The following is a 14,877-nucleotide window of genomic DNA, read 5'->3' on the forward strand; positions in this document are numbered from 1 at the left end:
CGGTGACCCTTCCCGACCCCTCGGCGGCGGCAGACCTCCGCCCGGGCAGCCCGCCCGTGGTGCGCCACTTCATCGGGGGCGAATGGACCGAGCCGCTGGACGGCGGCACCTACCAGGACTGCGAGCCGTGGACCGGGTCCCCCCTCGCCACGGTGGCCGCCGGTCGCGCCGACGACGCGCGCCGGGCCGTCGACGCCGCCCATGCGGCGTTCGGCGGCTGGGCCGGCACACTGCCCGCCGAGCGCCAGCGGATCCTGCTCCGCACCGGCGACGCACTGGAGCGGCGCCGCGAGGAGATCGTGGCCCTGCTGAGCACGGAGACGGGATGCGGCCGCCGCTACTCCACGGTCCAGGTCGACTTCAGCGTCTCCCTGCTGCGGCAGGCGGCCGGACTTCCCTACGCCGCGGCCGGGCAGATCCTTCCGTCCGACATCCCGGGCACCCAGGCCCTGGCGGTACGGCGCCCGGTCGGGGTCGTGGCGGCCATCGCCCCGTGGAACGCCTCGCTGGTGCTGTCCGGCCGGGGCATCGTGGGCCCCATCGCACTCGGCAACACGGTCGTGCTCAAGCCGTCCGAGGAGTCCCCGATCACCGGCGGCACCCTGTGGGCGGAGCTCTTCGCCGAGGGCGGGCTGCCCCCGGGCGTGCTGAACGTCGTCACGCACGCCCCCGGCGACGCCGGTGCCATCGGTGACGCGCTGATCTCCCATCCGAGCGTGCGCCGCATCGACTTCACCGGTTCCACGCCGACCGGCCGGCGTCTGGCCGAGTCGGCCGGACGCCACCTCAAGCGGGTGGTGCTCCAGCTCAGCGGCCAGAACCCCCTCATCGTCCTCGCCGACGCCGACCTGCCCCGCGCCGTGGACGCCGCGGTCTACGGGGCGTTCGTGCACCAGGGGCAGGTGTGCATGTGCGCCCGGCGCATCTTCGTCGAACGCCCCATCGCCGAGGAGTTCACCCGGCTCTTCACCGCGAAGGCCGCCGCGCTGCCCACCGGCGACCCCGGCGACCCGCGCACGGTGGTCGGCCCGGTGATCAACAAGTGGGCGCTGTCCCTGCTCACCCGCCGGGTCGAGGAGGCGGTCTCGATGGGCGCCCGCGTGCTGACGGGCGGGAAGGCCGAACCCCCGTGCTACCCGGCCACCGTCCTCACCGATGTCCCGGATGACGCCGAGCTCGCCTTCGACGAGACCTTCGGACCGGTCGTCGTCCTGGAAACGGTCGACAGCGCGGACGAGGCGGTCGAGCGCGCCAACGCCTCGCGCTACGGGCTCGCCGCCGGTGTCCTGACGGGCGATCCCCATCGGGGTCTGGAACTCGCCCGGCGGCTGGAGGCGGGCATCGTGCACGTCAACGACCAGCCGGTCAACGACGAGCCGCAGATGCCGTTCGGCGGCGTCAAGGACAGCGGCTGGGGCCGGTTCGGCACCGGCTTCGCCGCGGAGGAGTTCACCGAGCTGAAGTGGATGACCGTGCGCGCCGAGCCACGCGACCTCGCCTTCTGACCGGGCCGCGCGATCGGTGCCGGTGCCCCGGCGGGCAACGTTGGCCCGTCAAGGAGCGGCGTCGTGGGGGCACCGCCCGCGCGAGCGGAGCCGAGCATGGGGGAACTGGCATGCCCCCCGCTCGAAGAGCGCGGGGGAGCGTGCCGGGCGGCGCGACGGGGCGAACGTCGCCTGTTGGGGCACTAGGTGGGCGAGCCCGAGGAGAAGCGCCGCAGCAGGGGCGACAGCACCAGCACGGACTTCGTCCGCTCCACGAACGGCTCCCCGGCGATGCGTTCCAGGACGCGCTCGAAGTGGCGCATGTCGGAGGCGAAGACCTGGGCGACCGCGTCCGCCTCACCGGTGACGGTGGAGGCGGCCACGACCTCCTGGTAGCGCTCCAGGCCCCGCCGGATGGTCTCCGGCGACGTGTTGCCGCGGCAGTAGATCTCGACGAATCCCTCGGTCTCCCAGCCGAGCGCCACCGGGTCCACCCGGACGGTGAACCCGGTGATGGCGCCGGTCGCGCGCAGCCGGTCCACACGCCGCTTCACGGCGGGGGCGGACAGGCCGACCAGTTGCCCGATGTCCGCGTAGGAGCGGCGGGCGTCCTCGGCGAGGGCGTGGACGATGCGTTCGTCGAGATCGTTCAGCACGGCGGGTGGTTCACTTCTGTGCGGTGGCTGCGGGTGCCACGGGGCGGCTGCCGGTGCCGCGGGGTCCGCGGCGGCCGGCGGGAGCTCAAGTGGCCGTACAGGAAGTAGAACACGGGCCGTCGCGGCGACCGCCCCCCGCCTACCCGGCCGGCGGGACGCCGCCGGGCGCGCCCGGGCTCCTGAAGGCGCGTCAGCTCCAGCTGGCGTCCAGCGGCTTGCCCTCCGCGTATCCGGCCGCGCTCTGGATGCCGACGACGGCCCGCTCGGCGAACTCCTCCAGGGTGCCTGCGCCCGCGTACGTGCAGGAGGACCGGACGCCCGCGGTGATCGCGTCGATCAGGTCCTCGACGCCCGGGCGGGCCGGGTCGAGGAACATGCGGGAGGTCGAGATGCCCTCCTCGAACAGGGCCTTGCGGGCGCGGTCGTACGCCGACTCCTCCGCCGTACGGCTGCGGACCGCGCGCGCCGACGCCATGCCGAACGACTCCTTGTAGAGGCGGCCGTCCGCATCCTGCTGCAGGTCGCCGGGGGACTCGTACGTGCCCGCGAACCACGAGCCGATCATCACGTTGGAGGCGCCCGCCGCCAGCGCCATCGCGACGTCGCGCGGGTGACGGACACCGCCGTCGGCCCACACGTGCTTGCCGTACTTCCTCGCCTCGGCCGCGCACTCCAGGACCGCCGAGAACTGCGGGCGGCCGACGCCCGTCATCATGCGCGTGGTGCACATGGCACCGGGACCCACGCCGACCTTGACGATGTCCGCGCCCGCCTCGATCAGATCGCGCACGCCCTCGGCGGCGACCACGTTGCCCGCCACCACCGGGACCCGCGGGTTCAGCGCCCGCACCGTCCGGATGGTCGCGATCACGGACTCCTGGTGGCCGTGCGCGGTGTCGATGACGAGCGTGTCGACGCCCGCGTCGAGGAGCTGCTTGGCCCTGCCCGCGGCGTCCCCGTTGATACCGACGGCAGCCGCGATGCGCAGTCTGCCGTTCGCGTCCGTGGCCGGCGTGTACAGCGTGGCACGCAGGGCGCCCTTGCGGGTGAGGATGCCGGCCAGCCTGCCGTCCTCGTCGACGGCGGGCGCGTAGCGGCGGTTGGCGGTGTCGAGGACGTTGAAGGCCTCGCGGGGGTCGATGCCGGCGTCGAGGAGCAGCAGGTCCTTCGACATCACCACTTCCAGCTGCGTGAAGCGGTCCACCCCGGACAGGTCGGCGTCCGTCACCACGCCGATCGGCCGGTGCTCGTCGTCGACGACCACGCCCGCGTTGTGCGCACGCTTGGGCAGCAGCGCGAGGGCGTCGGCGACGGTCTGGTGCGGGGCCAGCACGATCGGGGTGTCCAGCACCAGGTGGCGGCCCTTGACCCAGGAGATGACCTCGATGACCACGTCGATCGGGATGTCCTGCGGTATGACGACCAGTCCGCCGCGCCGGGCCACCGTCTCCGCCATGCGGCGGCCGGCGATGGCGGTCATGTTGGCGACGACGAGCGGGATGGTTGTGCCCGTGCCGTCGGGGGAGGCGAGATCCACGCCCTGACGGGAGCCGACCGCGGAGCGGCTCGGCACCATGAAGACGTCGTCGTACGTCAGGTCGTACGCGGGCCGGATGTCATTGAGGAAACGCACGTGCTGCACATCCCAGTCGATCAGAGGCGGCCCCCGGGCAGGTCAGCCAGGGGGAGAGCACGTACTTCAGTGTCCCATGACGGGCGGTACGCGGTCCCCGGTCGGATCATCCAGGCTGGTCAGAGGGCTCTTCATGGGATCCTCCAAGGGCGAGCGCGACGCAGAGTCCGGGCGTGCGCCCCACCGCCTCGCGGAACACCTCCTGGGCCATGGCCCACTCCCGGGGCTGTGCCGCCGCGTACGGCTGCCAGCCGCGTACGACGAGCAGCAGTCCCCTCTCGGCAGCGCCCGCGGGCCAGACGGTGCGGTCGGTGAGCGAGTCGGCCAGCGCGTCCCAGTTGCGGCCGAACCAGTCCGGCAGGTCCAGGGCGCGCACGATCCGCTCCATGAACGCGGCCTTGTCGGCGGTGCCCCGGAGGTCCAGCGTGACCACGAGGCGGCCCGCCAGGTCGTCGGTCATCTCGGTGGCGCCCCCAGCGGTTCGTCATGATCATGGATGGAGTGCGCCCCGTCCCCGTCCCCGCCGTCCCGGGCAGGCCCGGGGCGGCGGGGGCGGGAACGGGGGCCGCGCGAGGGCGGCCGGGTCCCTCAGGCCCCGTCCGGATCGGCCCGGTTCAGGGCCGGGGCCGGCGTCGGGCCCGCCGTCATCAGGTAGTCCGCCGCCGATGTGTCGGTCACCAGGCTGGTGACGAGCCCGGAGCGCAGCACGGCGTCGATCGCGGCCGCCTTCCGCTGCCCGCCCGCGATCGCGACGACCTCGGGGATGCGACGGAGCTGGTCCGCCTTGACGGTGATGCACCGCTCCCCCAGGTCCCGTCCGATGCGGCGGCCCTTGGCGTCGAAGAGGTGCGCGGACATCTCGGCGGCGACGCCGAGCGAGGCGTAGTGGGCGCGCTCCTCCTCGGTGAGCATGTCGTGCACGGTCGAGATGCCGGGCTCCCAGGAGCCGATGGACACGCAGGCGACCGTGACCTTGTCGAAGTACTCGAAGGCGCGGGCGATCCCGGTCTGGTGCCGCAGCGCCTGCGCGGTCGCGGCGTCCGGCAGCAGCATCGGCGCGTAGATGGGGTGCGCGTCACCGCCCGACACCTGCGCCGCACGGCGGACCGCCTCCACCGAGCCGCGCTCGGCGGTCCCGGCGTCGTACACGCCCGTCAGCTGCACCACCGTGCACGGCGGCAGCCGGTCCAGGGCGGCGGCCATGTGGATGGTGGAGCGGCCCCAGGCCAGGCCCAGCACATCCCCCTCGGCCACCAGTTCGCCGAGCAGGTCGGCCGCCACCTCGCCGAGGTTCTCGGGATCGGGTGACTCCTCGGCGTCGGCCGGGGACTCGACCACGACGGCGTGCCTGAGGCCGTAGCGGGCGCGCAGCGCGTCGGAGCGCTCGGCGTCCAGCTCGGCCGGCACACGGATCTCGATGCGCACGAGATCCCGTTCGAGGGCGGTCTCCAGGACCCGGGCCACCTTGAAGCGGCTGACGCCGAACTCCTCCGCGATCTGGATCTTGGACTTGCCCTCGAGGTAGAAGCGGCGGGCCATCGCCGCCGCCTGCACCAGCTCAGCGGGTCCCATCCGCATGGCTGACCGGCCCGCCGACATACCCGACACGGCCATCTCCTCACTGCTGTTCACACTCTGCATACGCCGTTCATCCTTGCAGATCCGGGCTGCCCGCTCAGCCCGGACGGTCGGCGTTCAGCTTCCGTTGGCTCAGTCGTCGCAGGCCCAGGAGGCGCGGGCCGTCGCCCGCTCCGCCTGGGTGCGCAGTGCATGGACCGCCGCGGCCGGGTCGGCCGCCCCGTACACCGCCGAACCGGCCACGAAGACGTCCGCGCCCGCCTCCGCGCAGCGCTCGATGGTGGAGGCCGAGACACCGCCGTCGACCTGCAGCCAGAGTTCAAGGCCGTGCTTGCCGATCAGCTCACGGGTGCGGCGGATCTTGGGGAGCATGATGTCGAGGAACGCCTGGCCGCCGAAGCCCGGCTCGACGGTCATGATCAGCAGCATGTCCAGCTCGGGCAGCAGGTCCTCGTACGGCTCGATGGGCGTCGCCGGCTTGAGGGCCATGGAGGCCCGGGCACCCTTGGCGCGGATCTCACGGGCGAGTCGCACCGGGGCGGCGGCCGCCTCCACATGGAAGGTGACGGACGAGGCGCCGGCTTCGACGTACTGCGGTGCCCACCGATCGACCTCCTCGATCATCAGGTGGCAGTCCAGCGGAGTGTCCGTCGCCCGCACCAGGGACTCTACGACCGGCACGCCGAGCGTGAGGTTCGGGACGAAGTGGTTGTCCATGACGTCGACGTGGAGCCAGTCGGCGCCCTCCACCGCCTTGGCCTCCTCGGCGAGGCGGGCGAAGTCGGCGGACAGGATGCTGGGATTGATCTGCACGGCCATGCCCCAAGCCTGCCATGCTCCGGACGGGTTGCCCGCCCCCGGTACCGGCCGAAAGCAATCCGGGGCCGCGGACGGGGGGCGGCGCGTGCGCCGGGGACTCGCCGTGCCGGTGATCACGGCCCCCCTCGCCCCGCGGCTCAGCGCGTCCTGCGGATGAGCGCCAGGTACATCGCGTCCGTCCCGTGCAGATGCGGCCACAGCTGGACGTCGGGGCCGTCCCCGAGGGCCGGGACGCCGGGCATCAGCGGCCGGGCGTCGATGAGTTCGGCGCCCCCCTGCCGCTTGAGGACGTCGTCGACCACGGCGCGGGTCTCGGCGAGATGGGGCGAGCAGGTGGCATAGCCCACGACCCCTCCGACGCGTACGGACTCCAGGGCGGTTTGCAGCAGTGCGCGCTGCAACGGCGCGAACCCGTCGAGGTCCTCGGGCCGGCGCCGCCACCGGGCCTCGGGCCGGCGGCGCAGCGCGCCGAGCCCCGTGCAGGGCACGTCCATCAGGACGCGGTCGAAGGTGCCGGTCCGCCACGGCGGGCGGGTCCCGTCGGCGGCGATGACCTGGTGGGGGCCGGGATTCCCGGCGAGTGCCCGGGCCACCAGACCGGCCCGGTGCGGCTGCTTCTCGGACGCGAGGAGCACGGCTCCGCGCTCGGCGGCGAGCGCGGCGAGCAGGGCGGCTTTGCCGCCGGGGCCGGCGCATCCGTCCAGCCAGGCCCGGTCGGGTCCGTCGAGCGGCGCGTTCGCGAGCGCGACGGCGACGAGCTGGCTGCCCTCGTCCTGGACGCCCGCGCGGCCGTCCCGCACGGCGTCCACGGCACCGGGCTCGCCGCCCGCGGTGAGCCGCACGGCGTACGGCGACCAGCGCCCCGGCTCCGCGGCATCCTCGCGCAGGAGTTCCTCGGTGGTGGCGCGGCCGGGACGGGCCACGAGCGTGACCTCGGGCCGCTCGTTGTCGGCTTCGAGGAGGTCCTCGATCCCGGCGCGGCCGCCGCCCAGGGCGTCCCACAGGGCGGACACGATCCAGCGGGGGTGCGAGTGCACCACGGCGAGATGGTCCTCGGGGTCCTCGTCGTACGGCGGCGCCACCCGCTCCAGCCAGCCGTCGAGGTCGTCCTGGGCGACCTTGCGCAACACGGCGTTGACGAACTTGGCCCGCCCGTCGCCCAGCACGGCCCGGGCGAGCTCGACCGTGGCGGACACGGCGGCGTGCTGCGGGATCCGCGTCCCGAGCAGCTGATGGACGCCGAGGCTCAGCACGTCCAGCACGGGTGGATCGACGTCGCGCAGGGGCCGGTCGACGCAGGCCGCCAGGACGGCGTCGTACGTGCCCTGCCGGCGCAGCGTGCCGTACACCAGCTCGGTGGCGAGCGCCGCGTCCCGCGCGTCGATGTCGCCCTTCTCGCGCGCCTGGCGCAGCAGCGGCGGCAGCACCAGGTTGGCGTAGGCGTCCCGCTCGTCGACGGCCCGCAACGCGTCGAAGGCGAGGATGCGGACGGGGTCCTTCTTGGGCCGGCGGTAGGGCTTGGCGGGCTTGCGGGGACGACGGGAGTGGTCGCTCACGGAAAAGGTGCTCCGGGTGTGGGAGGGAATGCGCTTCCCAGCCTACGTCGGCGGGGCGGCGGGCAGGCCGGGCAGGTCAGCTCCCCAGGGTCTCCCCGGCCTCGATGCGCACTCCGCGCGCCCAGTCCGCGGCCCGCATCGGCTTCTTGCCCTGGGCCTGCACCCACAGCAGCTCGACCGCGTACGAGCCGGTGCCGGCGTGCACGTCGTTCTTGCCCACGGACAGCCGGCCGGGGGCGAGGTCCGTCCGCCCGGGCACGGGGACGACCTGGATGAGCTTGAGCCGCTCGCCGCGGAACGTGGTCCAGGCGCCGGGCGCGGGCGTGCAGGCGCGCACCACGCGGTCGACGCGGAGCGCGGGCGCGGACCAGTCGACCCGTGCGTCCTCGACGGTGATCTTCGGCGCGAGCGTGACGCCGTCGGCGGACTGCGGCACCGGCTTGAGGCTGCCGTCCTCGATGCCGTCCATGGTTGCGGCGAGCAGCCCGGCACCGGCGAAGGCGAGACGGGTGAGGAGGTCACCGCTGGTGTCGGTGGGCCGGATCCGCTCGGTGACGGTGCCGTAGACGGGCCCGGAGTCGAGTCCTTCCTCGATGAGGAAGGTGGAGGCGCCGGTGATCTCGTCGCCCGACAGGAGGGAGTGCTGCACGGGGGCGGCACCGCGCCAGGCGGGGAGCAGGGAGAAGTGCAGGTTGACCCAGCCGTGGGCGGGGATGTCGAGGGCGGTCCGGGGCAGCAGCGCGCCGTAGGCCACGACGGGGCAGCAGTCGGGCGCGATCTCCCTCAGCCGCGCCAGGAAGTCCTCGTCCCGGGGCCGGTTCGGCTTGAGGATCTCGATCCCGGCCTCCTCCGCCCGCTCGGCGACGGGGCTGGCGACCAGCCTGCGGCCACGCCCCGCCGGTGCGTCGGGCCGCGTGACGACGGCCGCCACCTCGTGCCGTTCGGACGCGATCAGAGCGTCCAGCGCGGGGACGGCGACCTCGGGGGTACCTGCGAAGACGAGCCTCATGGGTGGGTGACGGCCTCTCGGGGCGGGAGTTCTGACGGGTCCACAGGTCCCCGGCGGTGCCGGGGCGTGCGGGCACACCAGTCTAGGGTCGCCGGCATCCCGGCGGCTGCCCTGACCAGCGGCATGTGCTCCCGTAGCGCGCACCTCCCCCCGGGGGCGTATGCATATGCGCTTACGCCCCGCCCCGTGACCACAGACCGGCACACGCGTTGGTCAAGAGAGAGTTGACCGCAACGGGCCGCGATCGCGGCCCCATCCCTTTTCAACGCCGGTTCGAGAGGCTTGTTCATGGCCGACCACGCAACCCACGACGCCCAGGCCCGGGCCAGCCTGCACTTGCTGGTGCGGGACATCGAGCGGGTCCGCCGGCAGGTGGACGCACTGCGCACCCTCACCGCCCAGTTGGGCAACGTCTACCGCCCGCGCCGCTCCGGCCCGTCCACGGGCTTCGTCGTCTACGGACGCGCCCCCGCGCCGACCGTCCGTCTCGCCCAGGAGCTGCGGGACAGCGTCGAGACCCTGGTCACCGCGGCCGTGGACTTCGACCGCTCGCTCGGCTTCTCGTGGGACGCCGTGGGCTCCGCGCTCGGGGTCACCAAGCAGGCGGTCCACCGCCGCTACGGCGCCCGCCGTGCCGCCGCCCCGGCGCCCGCCGACGCCGACCGCGCGCCGGAGCCGTCCGGCACCCGCACGCTCAACGTCGGCCCGGGCATGGCCACGGTGCCCGCGGCCCGCGCCATGCCGACGCAGCCCACGGCCGGCAGCCCCACCCTGCGGGACGAGGCGAGGCCGACGGCGTTCCCGGGCCCGCGCAACGGCTGAGCGACACTCCTGTCTGCCTCCCGGCCCCACCGGGAGGCAGCCGCGCCCCGCCGGGGCGGAACGCCACGGCCGGAGCCGGTCACAGAGCCCGGCACGGGCACCACCACCGCCGAAGCCGGTGGGCACAATGCACACGGCCGGAGCCGGTCACACAGCCCGGCACGGGCACCACCGCCCGAGCAGGTCCGTGCGCCCGCACGGCGCCACCGGCCTTCACCCGATGTCCGGCGGATCGATCCGGATCCTCACCGCCTCGCTCCCCCCGCGTGCCGTCCGAGCCGCGAGCGCGGTCTTCAGCGCGAACGCGAGCGCGGCCCCGCTCCCCGGCGGCACCCGTACGAGCGCCCTCTCCCACCGCTCCCCCGACGGCGGCCCACCGGCCCGCCGCGGCCGCCCGGGCTCCCCGTCCGGCAGCGGCACGGGGCCCAGGACCTCGGCGTCCGAGGGCAGTTCGGCCTCGGCGAGGAGCCCCGCCACGGCTTCCGGCGGCCCGGACACGGCGGCCATCCGCGACACCGGCGGAAAGCCCAGCTCGGCCCGCTCGGCAAGCTCCCGCACCGCGTGCCCGACGGGATCCCAGCGGACGAGCGCCTGCACGGGCCGCAGCGTCGGTTCCGCCACGACCACGACGGTCCCGCCGGCCGACTGCGGCCGCACCAGCGCGCCCGCGCCCAGCCACCGGCGCAGCGCGTCCTCGCCCGCGCGCAGATCGGGGCGCCCGAGCATGGCCCATCCGTCGAGGAGCAGCGCGGCCGCGTAGCCGCCCTCGGCGACGGGCTCGGCGCCGGGCGTGCTGACGACGAGAGCGGGCGTCCCCGGCACCGTGTCCAGCACCTGTTCACGCCCCGAGGTCCGCACCGGAACGGCCGGGAAGGCGCGCCCCAGCTCCTCGGCGGTCCGCCGGGCCCCCACGACCTGTGCCCTCAGCCGGGTGCCACCGCACTCGGGACAGCGCCAGGCGGTCTCCTCCCGCCCGCACCAGCCGCACCGCAGCTCCCCGGCCTGCTGCGCGGCCAACGGCCCGGCGCAGGACCGGCAGCGAGCCGGCGCCCGGCACTGCGCGCAGGCGGTCCGGGGCACGTACCCCCGCCGCGGCACCTGCACCAGCACGGGCCCGCGGCGCAGCCCGTCCCGCACCGCTTCCCAGGCGAGCGTCGGCAGCCGCGCCGCCCTGGCCGCCTCGTCGCGCGCGAGGTCCCCGTCCCCCACGGTCCGTATCAGGGGCGTGGTGGCCCGCACCTGGTCGCGGTCGGCGACGAGCGGGGCGGCCCACCCGCTCTCGACGAGCTGGGCGGCCTCCACGGTGCAGCTCCAGCTCCCCAGCAGGAAACCGCACTTGTCCCGGGTGGCGCGCAGCTCCAGCACCTCGCGGACATGGGGGTGGGGGGCGTGCTCGTCGCTGTGACCGCTGTCGCCGTCGTCCCACACCACGACGAGTCCGAGGTTGCGCACGGGCGCGAACATGGCGGCCCGGGTCCCGACGACGGCCCGCACGGACCCGCGCCGCACGGCGAGCCACTCCCGGTAGCGCCGCTCCTGCCCGGCGTCGGCGGTCAGGACCGCATGCTGCCCGTCGCCGAGCAGCGCCCGCAGCGCGGCGTCGACCCGCGCGGCGGGACGCCCGGCAGGCACGACGACCAACGCGCCCCGCCCCGAGGCGAGCGCGGCCTGCACGGCCCGGGCGATCTCCTCCGCCCACCCGGGCCCCGGCAGTGCGGTCCACACGGCCCGCGGCGCACCACCGGACGCGAGGGACGCCAGGAACTCGGGCCCCCTTCTGTACCGCTGCCAGGATCCCGGGGCGGGCGGAGGCGGAGGCGGGGGCGGGGGGCCCGTCGTGGTGCCCTCGGCCCGGGCATGCCGGGGTGGTACCGCGAGCTGCAGTACATCGGCGAGGCTGCCCGCATAGCGGTCGGCGACGGCCCGGGCGAGTCCGAGCAACTCGGGCGAGAGCACGGGCTCCGGCGACACGACCTGGGCCAGCGCGGCAAGGGGTCCCGCGTAGTCGGACTCGGGAACGCGCTCGACGAGGAACCCGTCGATGAGCCCGCCGCCCTCACGCCGCCCTTCCCGCACGGTGCGCCCGCCGGCCCCGAAGCGCACCCGCACCCGCACGCCGGGCCTCGCGACGGCGTCGAGTTCCTCCGGCACGGCGTAGTCGAAGCAGCGGTCCAGATGCAGCACGCCCTTGTCGACCAGCACGCGCGCGACGGGCAGCTCCTTGGCCAGCGCGGCCCCCCGCCATGTCCGCGGCCTGGCCCTGGGCGCCTTGGCCTTCCGCACGGCCTCGCGGATCAGCGCAAGCTGCTCGGGCGGCGCGGCGTCTCCGCCACCCGTCCCCTGCTGCCCGTTCCCGCTGCGCACGTGTGCATTCTCGCAAAGACCACTGACACCGCCGCGCCCCGTAGATCGTTCCGGGCTCCGGACGTGCCGAGGCCCGGCGTCCCCGAAGGGCGCCGGGCCTCATGGCTCGGGTGTGACGGGACTACAGCCCCGCCGCCTTCCGCAGCGCGTCCACCCGGTCGGTGCGCTCCCAGGTGAAGTCCGGGAGTTCGCGGCCGAAGTGGCCGTACGCGGCCGTCTGGGCGTAGATCGGGCGCAGCAGGTCCAGGTCGCGGATGATCGCGGCCGGACGGAGGTCGAAGACCTCGGTGATCGCGCTCTCGATCCGCTCCGCGTCGACCTTGGCGGTGCCGAAGGTCTCGACGAACAGGCCGACCGGCTCGGCCTTGCCGATCGCGTACGCCACCTGGACCTCGCAGCGGGAGGCGAGGCCGGCCGCGACCACGTTCTTGGCGACCCAGCGCATCGCGTACGCCGCCGAGCGGTCCACCTTGGACGGGTCCTTGCCGGAGAACGCGCCGCCGCCGTGGCGGGCCATGCCGCCGTACGTGTCGATGATGATCTTTCGCCCGGTCAGGCCCGCGTCACCCATCGGGCCGCCGATCTCGAAGCGGCCGGTGGGGTTGACCAGCAGGCGGTAGCCCTCGGTGTCCAGCTTGATGCCGTCCTCCAGGAGCGCCTTCAGCTCCGGCTCCACGACGAACTCGCGGATGTCGGGGGCGAGCAGCGAATCGAGGTCGATGTCGCTGGCGTGCTGCGAGGACACGACCACCGTGTCCAGGCGGATCGCCTTGTCGCCGTCGTACTCGATGGTGACCTGGGTCTTTCCGTCCGGGCGCAGGTAGGGGATCGTGCCGTTCTTGCGGACGTCGGACAGCCGCTTGGACAGCCGGTGCGCCAGGAAGACCGGCAGCGGCATCAGGGTCGGCGTCTCGTCCGTCGCGTAGCCGAACATCAGGCCCTGGTCGCCGGCACCCTGGCGGTCCAGTTCGTCTGCTTCCCCACCTGCGGCGGCACCCTCGACCCGGGACTCGTATGCGGCGTCCACGCCCTGCGCGATGTCCGGGGACTGGGAGCCGATGGACACGGAGACACCACAGGACGCGCCGTCGAAGCCCTTCTTCGACGAGTCGTAGCCGATCTCGAGGATCTTCTCGCGCACCAGCTGCGCGATCGGCGCGTACGTCTTGGTCGTGACCTCCCCGGCCACGTGCACCAGGCCGGTCGTGATCAGCGTCTCCACGGCGACCCGGGACGTCGGGTCCTCCCGCAGAAGCGCGTCGAGAATGGTGTCGCTGATCTGGTCAGCGATCTTGTCCGGGTGGCCCTCGGTGACGGACTCCGAGGTGAACAGGCGACGGGACACAACGCTCCCTGTGGTTGCAGCGGCTGCTGGCTGATCATTGGCGGACGGGACGGGGGCTGCGCCCGGCGTCGTCCTGGAACAGTTTATCGGTCGCGCTCGGCCACCGGCCCCTGTGTCTCGCCTCTCGGGAGCCCTGTGACCTGCGGCACGGGCATTCTGCCCAATGCCCCACGGTCTTTTCCAGGGTCGCCACGCGCGAATGTACGGGGTTCGGGCGGCCGCCGCCCAAGCGGCGGTTCAGGTCAGCCGGTCCGCGACGAGGTCCCAGACCGTCTCGGCCAGCGCTTCCTTGGGCCCGTGCGGCACCGGCGTCTCGCTTCCGTCGGTGCCGAGCACGACCGCCTCGTTCTCCTCTGAGCCGAACGTCTTGCGCTCCCCCACCTCGTTCACCACGAGCAGGTCGCAGCCCTTGCGCTCCAGCTTCGAGCGGCCGTTGGCCAGCACGTCGTCCGTCTCCGCGGCGAAGCCGACGATCACCTGGCCCGGGCGGGCCCGGTCCGCCGCGATCTCCGCGAGGATGTCCGGATTCCTGACCAGGGTGACGGGCTCGGGGTCCTGGCCGTCCTTCTTCTTGATCTTCCCCATCGCGTACGCCGCCGGGCGGAAGTCGGCCACCGCGGCCGCCATCACCACGGCGTCCGCGTCCGCCGCCGCCTTCAGCACCGCCTCGCGCATCTGCACCGCGGTGCCCACCTGGACGACATCGACCCCGGCGGGATCGGGCAGGCCGGTGTTCGCGGCGACCAGGGTGACGCGGGCGCCGCGGGCCGCGGCCGTGCGGGCCAGGGCGTAGCCCTGCTTGCCGGAGGAGCGGTTGCCGAGGAAGCGCACGGGGTCGAGGGGCTCGCGGGTGCCGCCGGCGCTGACCACGACGTGCCGGCCGGCGAGGTCGGGCTCTCTCACGCCCCGCGCCAGCACCCGACGGCAGACCTCGAAGATCTCGGCCGGCTCGGGCAGCCGGCCCTTGCCCGTGTCCACGCCGGTCAGACGGCCGACCGCCGGCTCGATCACCACGGCGCCGCGGCGGCGCAGTGTCGCCACGTTGTCCTGGGTCGCCGGATGCTCCCACATCTCCGTGTGCATGGCCGGGGCGAAGACGACCGGGCAGCGGGCGGTGAGGAGTGTGTTGGTGAGGAGGTCGTCGGCGAGGCCGTGGGCCGCCCTGGCGAGCGTGTCGGCCGTCGCCGGCGCCACGACCACCAGGTCGGCGTGCTGGCCGATGCGCACGTGCGGGACCTCGTGGACATCGTCCCAGACCTCGGTGGCGACGGGGTTGCCGGAGAGGGCGGACCAGGTGGCGGCGCCGACGAAGTGGAGGGCGGACGCGGTGGGCACGACACGGACGTCATGGCCCGACTCGGTCAGTCTGCGCAGCAGTTCGCATGCCTTGTAGGCGGCGATCCCGCCGCTGACCCCCAGAACGACCTTCGGCTTGCCCACCGGGCCTCCCCGCACTCGACGCGTGTACGCCACCGTTCCCGGCGTACGACTCCATGCTGCATGACCGCGGGGGCCCCGCGCCCCCGGGCAGACCGCAGGCCCGGCAGCCGCCCCCGGTCACTGCCGGGAGGCGGCCCCTGCCGGGCCTGCGGACAAGGACGCCCTGCCGTG

General features: G+C 74.2%; 12 protein-coding genes. 2 read left to right on the top strand and 10 right to left on the bottom strand.

Features of this window, described 5'->3' with window-relative positions; all coding sequences use genetic code 11:
• Nucleotides 1-2 precede the first annotated feature (2 nt).
• On the top strand, nucleotides 3-1,505 hold the full coding sequence (locus tag ACZ79I_RS06095) for an aldehyde dehydrogenase family protein (protein ID WP_471494823.1): 1,503 nt from the start codon (nucleotides 3-5) through the stop codon (nucleotides 1,503-1,505).
• A gap of 182 nt (nucleotides 1,506-1,687) precedes the next feature.
• Here ACZ79I_RS06095 and ACZ79I_RS06100 read toward each other — a convergent pair whose 3' ends face one another.
• The 7 genes from ACZ79I_RS06100 to fmt all read right to left on the bottom strand — a co-directional run bounded on the left by ACZ79I_RS06100 (nucleotide 1,688) and on the right by fmt (nucleotide 8,735).
• A complete protein-coding gene (locus ACZ79I_RS06100; RefSeq protein ID WP_471494825.1) occupies nucleotides 1,688-2,140 on the bottom strand; it encodes an Lrp/AsnC family transcriptional regulator in 453 nt (150 codons plus the stop codon).
• Between the two features lie 190 nt (nucleotides 2,141-2,330).
• Nucleotides 2,331-3,773: a GuaB1 family IMP dehydrogenase-related protein gene (locus ACZ79I_RS06105; RefSeq protein ID WP_471494827.1), complete on the bottom strand. Its 1,443-nt coding sequence runs from the start codon at nucleotides 3,771-3,773 to the stop codon at nucleotides 2,331-2,333.
• A 106-nt stretch (nucleotides 3,774-3,879) separates the two neighbouring features.
• Complete coding sequence (locus ACZ79I_RS06110; RefSeq protein WP_471494829.1) at nucleotides 3,880-4,233, bottom strand: barstar family protein; 354 nt, start codon at nucleotides 4,231-4,233, stop codon at nucleotides 3,880-3,882.
• A gap of 128 nt (nucleotides 4,234-4,361) precedes the next feature.
• Nucleotides 4,362-5,405 carry a sugar-binding transcriptional regulator gene (locus ACZ79I_RS06115; protein ID WP_471504786.1) on the bottom strand — a complete coding sequence of 348 codons (1,044 nt, stop codon included), beginning with the start codon at nucleotides 5,403-5,405 and terminating at the stop codon, nucleotides 4,362-4,364.
• A 78-nt stretch (nucleotides 5,406-5,483) separates the two neighbouring features.
• Nucleotides 5,484-6,170 carry a ribulose-phosphate 3-epimerase gene (gene rpe / locus ACZ79I_RS06120; RefSeq protein WP_471494831.1) on the bottom strand — a complete coding sequence of 229 codons (687 nt, stop codon included), beginning with the start codon at nucleotides 6,168-6,170 and terminating at the stop codon, nucleotides 5,484-5,486.
• A gap of 137 nt (nucleotides 6,171-6,307) precedes the next feature.
• The gene (locus tag ACZ79I_RS06125) at nucleotides 6,308-7,726 is read right to left on the bottom strand and encodes an RsmB/NOP family class I SAM-dependent RNA methyltransferase (protein WP_471494833.1); all 1,419 of its coding nucleotides are present in this window, start codon (nucleotides 7,724-7,726) and stop codon (nucleotides 6,308-6,310) included.
• Between the two features lie 76 nt (nucleotides 7,727-7,802).
• On the bottom strand, nucleotides 7,803-8,735 hold the full coding sequence (gene fmt / locus ACZ79I_RS06130) for a methionyl-tRNA formyltransferase (RefSeq protein WP_471494835.1): 933 nt from the start codon (nucleotides 8,733-8,735) through the stop codon (nucleotides 7,803-7,805).
• Nucleotides 8,736-9,023: 288 nt separating this feature from the next.
• On the opposite strand from fmt, the gene ACZ79I_RS06135 reads away from it, so the two are divergent.
• Nucleotides 9,024-9,557, top strand: coding sequence for a hypothetical protein (locus ACZ79I_RS06135; RefSeq protein WP_471494837.1), 534 nt, complete (start codon nucleotides 9,024-9,026; stop codon nucleotides 9,555-9,557).
• A 213-nt stretch (nucleotides 9,558-9,770) separates the two neighbouring features.
• Here the strand turns inward: ACZ79I_RS06135 and ACZ79I_RS06140 are convergent, their stop codons facing one another.
• The 3 genes from ACZ79I_RS06140 to coaBC all read right to left on the bottom strand — a co-directional run bounded on the left by ACZ79I_RS06140 (nucleotide 9,771) and on the right by coaBC (nucleotide 14,706).
• Nucleotides 9,771-11,921 carry a primosomal protein N' gene (locus ACZ79I_RS06140; RefSeq protein WP_471494839.1) on the bottom strand — a complete coding sequence of 717 codons (2,151 nt, stop codon included), beginning with the start codon at nucleotides 11,919-11,921 and terminating at the stop codon, nucleotides 9,771-9,773.
• A 121-nt stretch (nucleotides 11,922-12,042) separates the two neighbouring features.
• Entirely contained in the window at nucleotides 12,043-13,266 is a 1,224-nt protein-coding gene (gene metK, locus ACZ79I_RS06145) for a methionine adenosyltransferase (protein ID WP_471494841.1), read from the bottom strand.
• A 237-nt stretch (nucleotides 13,267-13,503) separates the two neighbouring features.
• Entirely contained in the window at nucleotides 13,504-14,706 is a 1,203-nt protein-coding gene (coaBC, locus tag ACZ79I_RS06150; protein WP_471494843.1) for a bifunctional phosphopantothenoylcysteine decarboxylase/phosphopantothenate--cysteine ligase CoaBC, read from the bottom strand.
• Nucleotides 14,707-14,877: the final 171 nt, after the last annotated feature.

It is taken from the genome of Streptomyces sp. PSU-S4-23 (genome assembly GCF_055632315.1).